This window comes from Afipia birgiae 34632, assembly GCF_000308295.2.
Taxonomy (GTDB): domain Bacteria; phylum Pseudomonadota; class Alphaproteobacteria; order Rhizobiales; family Xanthobacteraceae; genus Afipia; species Afipia birgiae.
In genome coordinates this window covers 73936-76960 of sequence record NZ_HG326656.1, presented here as the reverse complement: position 1 = coordinate 76960, position 3025 = coordinate 73936, and the positions used below count along the sequence as shown (strand labels likewise).

Below are 3025 nucleotides of genomic sequence, written 5' to 3'. Positions count from 1 at the left end.
GGCGGCGGCTCGAGCTGCGCGGCGATGATGCGCCTCGCCGATGTCATCGCGTGTGGCGACCCGGCTGGCGAGCGGGAAGGGCCCGCGGTCGCAGCCGCCGCGGAGATCGCCGCGGTCAGTATGAAGTTGCGCCCGGACTCAGAGCCGCTGGCGCTATGGCTCGCCGACGCCGTATTGGCGCATCGCCTGAAATGGCCGGCGCCGGTGCCGCTGCTCGCGAGTCAGCTCCGCCGGGTTGCGTTGCGGGCCGCGCCAAAGCACGACGACAGCGTGTGGCTGACGTCTTGCGCGCTCGCCTACGCCCGCGCCGCCGCTTGTGCGGCCGATCTTTATGCCGATCTCGCGCGCCGCGCCACCAAGCTTGCGGCCGTCGCGCCACAACTGCGCGGCAAAGACGCCGATCAGATGGTGGCGATCCTGTTGATGGAAGATGCCCAGGCGGCTGCGAGTGGCAAGACGGCGAGCGATCGCTCGAGCCGGCGGCTGTTCGAACGTCTCGTCGAACTCGGCGCGGCGCGCGAGCTCACCGGCCGTTCGTCCTTCCGGCTCTACGGACTGTGACGCCATGGCAAAGCGGGCGCGATCCAGCGAAGGCCTTGACACCGAACTGGCCGACCTGCCGCCAGAGATCCGCTGGCGCGAATGGATGGGCCGGGTCGAGGCGGTGATTTTCGCCGCGCCCGAGCCAGTGGCGCGCGAGATCCTGGCGCGCGTCGTCGGCCGCGACTGCAATCTCGACCGCATCATCGACGCCATCCGCGACGAGCTGCGCGGCCGGCCCTACGAGCTGGTCGCGGTCGCCGGCGGCTGGCAGCACCGCACCAGGAAGGGTTTTGCCGACGCCATCCGCGCCGCGACGGGACTCGGCGATCAGGTCAGACCGCTGTCGCAATCCGAAGCGCTGATCCTGATGTGCATCGCCTATTTCCAGCCCATCACACGCGGCGAGCTCGGCCGGGTGTTCGGCAAGGAGATCAGCCGCGATGTGATCAGTCACCTTCGCGCGCTCGGCTTCATCGCGGCCGGGCCGCGCAGCCAACCCCCGGCGCGCCCTATACCAACGTGACCACGAAAGCATTCCTGTCGCAGTTCGGCTTCGACACCCTGCGCGATCTGCCCGACATCGAGCTGCTCGAAGACGCCGGACTGCTCAGCAAGGACAGACTGCTGGCGGACGGCTTTCCCGACGGTTTTGGCACCGACGCGGCAGGCGTCGATGGTGAGGATGACGACATCGAGCGCGACGAGCCGCTGGCCGGCTGATCGCCGATCAGACGGCCTTGTGACGACACTCGCTCATTTCGGGCCGGCGGGCGCCGACGGGATGTCAGGGGTCGAGGTCGTGACGGCATCGTGCAAACGTGGGGTCGTTTGCGGGAGGGGGCGAAATCCTACGCTAAGCCGAGGACACGCTTTCCGTAGTCCCTGAGCTCACCCTTCGGACCGACGTAGCGATAGAGGGTAACGCGCTCGATCCCTAGTTCCTTGCACAGATCGGAAACGGAAGTGTCGCGTTGCGCCATGGCGGCTTGGGCGAGACGCACCTGCGCCTTGGTGAGGGCAAATTTTCGTCCGCCTTTGCGACCGCGCGCTCTGGCGGCGGCGAGGCCGGCCATGGTGCGCTCGCGGATCAGATCTCGCTCGAATTCGGCCAGGGTTGCGAAGATGCCGAACACCATCCGGCCGGATGCGGTCGTGGTGTCGATCTGGGCGCCCTTTCCGGTCAGCACTCGCAGGCCGATATTGCGATCCGACAGATCCTTCACAGTGTTGACCAGGTGGGCAAGCGACCGCCCGAGACGATCGAGCTTCCAGACCACGAGCACATCGCCGTCGCGCAAGGATTTCAGGCAGGCGGCCAGTCCGGGCCGATCGTCGCGGCCGCCGGAAGCGTGATCCTCATAGATGTTGTCCTGTTCGACACCGGCGGCGCGCAAGTCGTCGTGCTGCAGGTCGAGGGACTGCGAGCCATCGGCTTTTGAGACGCGGGCGTATCCGATCAGCATGTTTCTTAAACGTTGGTTTGAGGCGGCGCGCCGGCCACGAATGATTGTAAGCGGCATGAGGCACCCACCTAGCCCTTTCTAGGCTTACGCGCGATAGAGCCTAGCATGAGCTGATCGGAGGAGGTGGATCGATGGCAAATGTCATGCTTGATGCCAGGCAGGAAGGTGACTCCTATCGTCGTGTCGAGGTGATCACCGGGGAGCGCCGGCGGCGACGATGGACGGGCAAGGAGAAGGCCCGGATCGTGGCTGAGAGTTTTGAGGAAGGTGCGAACATCTCCGAGGTGGCGCGGCGCAACGGCGTTTCCCGCGGGCTGCTCACGGTGTGGCGAGGCCAGGTCACGCCGATCGTCGGCACGGCGCCGAGCTTCGTGCCGATCCAGATTGGCGCCGAGAGCGGCGAAGGCGCAGCGCCGGCGCAGGCGAGGCCGTTGAAGATCACCGCGCCGCCGACCAGGGCCTGCGGGGTGATCGAGATCGAGGTGAGTGGCGCGCGCATCCGGGTCGAGCCGGGCGTAGATGCTGCGACGCTTTACACAGTGCTGTCGGTGCTCAGAGGCGATCGATGATAGCGCTGCGGCCCGACCTCAAGGTGATGCTGGCGTCCCAGCCGGTCGATTTCCGCAAGTCGGTGCACACGCTGTCGGCGCTGGTGAGCGAAGCACTACACAAGAGTCCCTACGACGGCAGCGTGTTTGTCTTCCGCTCCAAACGTTCCGACAGAGTGAAGCTGCTGGCGTGGGACGGCAGCGGCATGGTGCTGGTGACGAAGTGGTTGCACGAAGGACATTTCACCTGGCCGCCGATCCGCGACGGCGTGGTGCATCTGAGTGCAACGCAGCTCGCGATGCTGCTCGACGGGCTCGAGTGGACACGTGTCTCACCCAAGTCTGTGAAGCAGCCGGCCGTTGTCGGCTGAGAGGCGAGGATTTCACTGGAGCGTGTCGCGTGCGCATGTATCGTCGACCGATCCGTCAGCTCTGACCGAGATGGTGCTCGCGCTTGACGCCGAGAACGAG

At 66.2% G+C, this 3025-nt stretch carries 4 protein-coding genes and 1 pseudogene; 4 read left to right on the top strand and 1 reads right to left on the bottom strand.

The genetic code is table 11. The features are described from left to right. Together BN32_RS25255 and scpB are read left to right on the top strand one after the other, a co-directional pair. On the top strand, positions 1-561 hold a 561-nt coding region (locus BN32_RS25255), incomplete at its 5' end, for a DUF1403 family protein (protein WP_040427750.1). 4 nt (positions 562-565) lie between these two features. Then, positions 566-1263 (top strand): annotated as a pseudogene (gene scpB / locus BN32_RS25250) (SMC-Scp complex subunit ScpB). 128 nt (positions 1264-1391) lie between these two features. On the opposite strand, the gene BN32_RS25245 reads toward scpB, so the two are convergent. Then, positions 1392-2006 carry a recombinase family protein gene (locus BN32_RS25245; RefSeq protein WP_019200237.1) on the bottom strand — a complete coding sequence of 205 codons (615 nt, stop codon included), beginning with the start codon at positions 2004-2006 and terminating at the stop codon, positions 1392-1394. A gap of 131 nt (positions 2007-2137) precedes the next feature. On the opposite strand from BN32_RS25245, the gene tnpA reads away from it, so the two are divergent. Both tnpA and tnpB read left to right on the top strand, forming a co-directional pair. After that, the gene (gene tnpA, locus BN32_RS28310) at positions 2138-2575 is read left to right on the top strand and encodes an IS66-like element accessory protein TnpA (RefSeq protein WP_019200238.1); all 438 of its coding nucleotides are present in this window, start codon (positions 2138-2140) and stop codon (positions 2573-2575) included. After that, positions 2572-2925 (top strand): IS66 family insertion sequence element accessory protein TnpB, encoded by a 354-nt coding sequence (gene tnpB / locus BN32_RS25235; RefSeq protein WP_019200239.1) that lies wholly within the window; start codon positions 2572-2574, stop codon positions 2923-2925. The genes tnpA and tnpB overlap by 4 nt, the downstream gene beginning before the upstream one ends. Positions 2926-3025 lie beyond the last annotated feature (100 nt).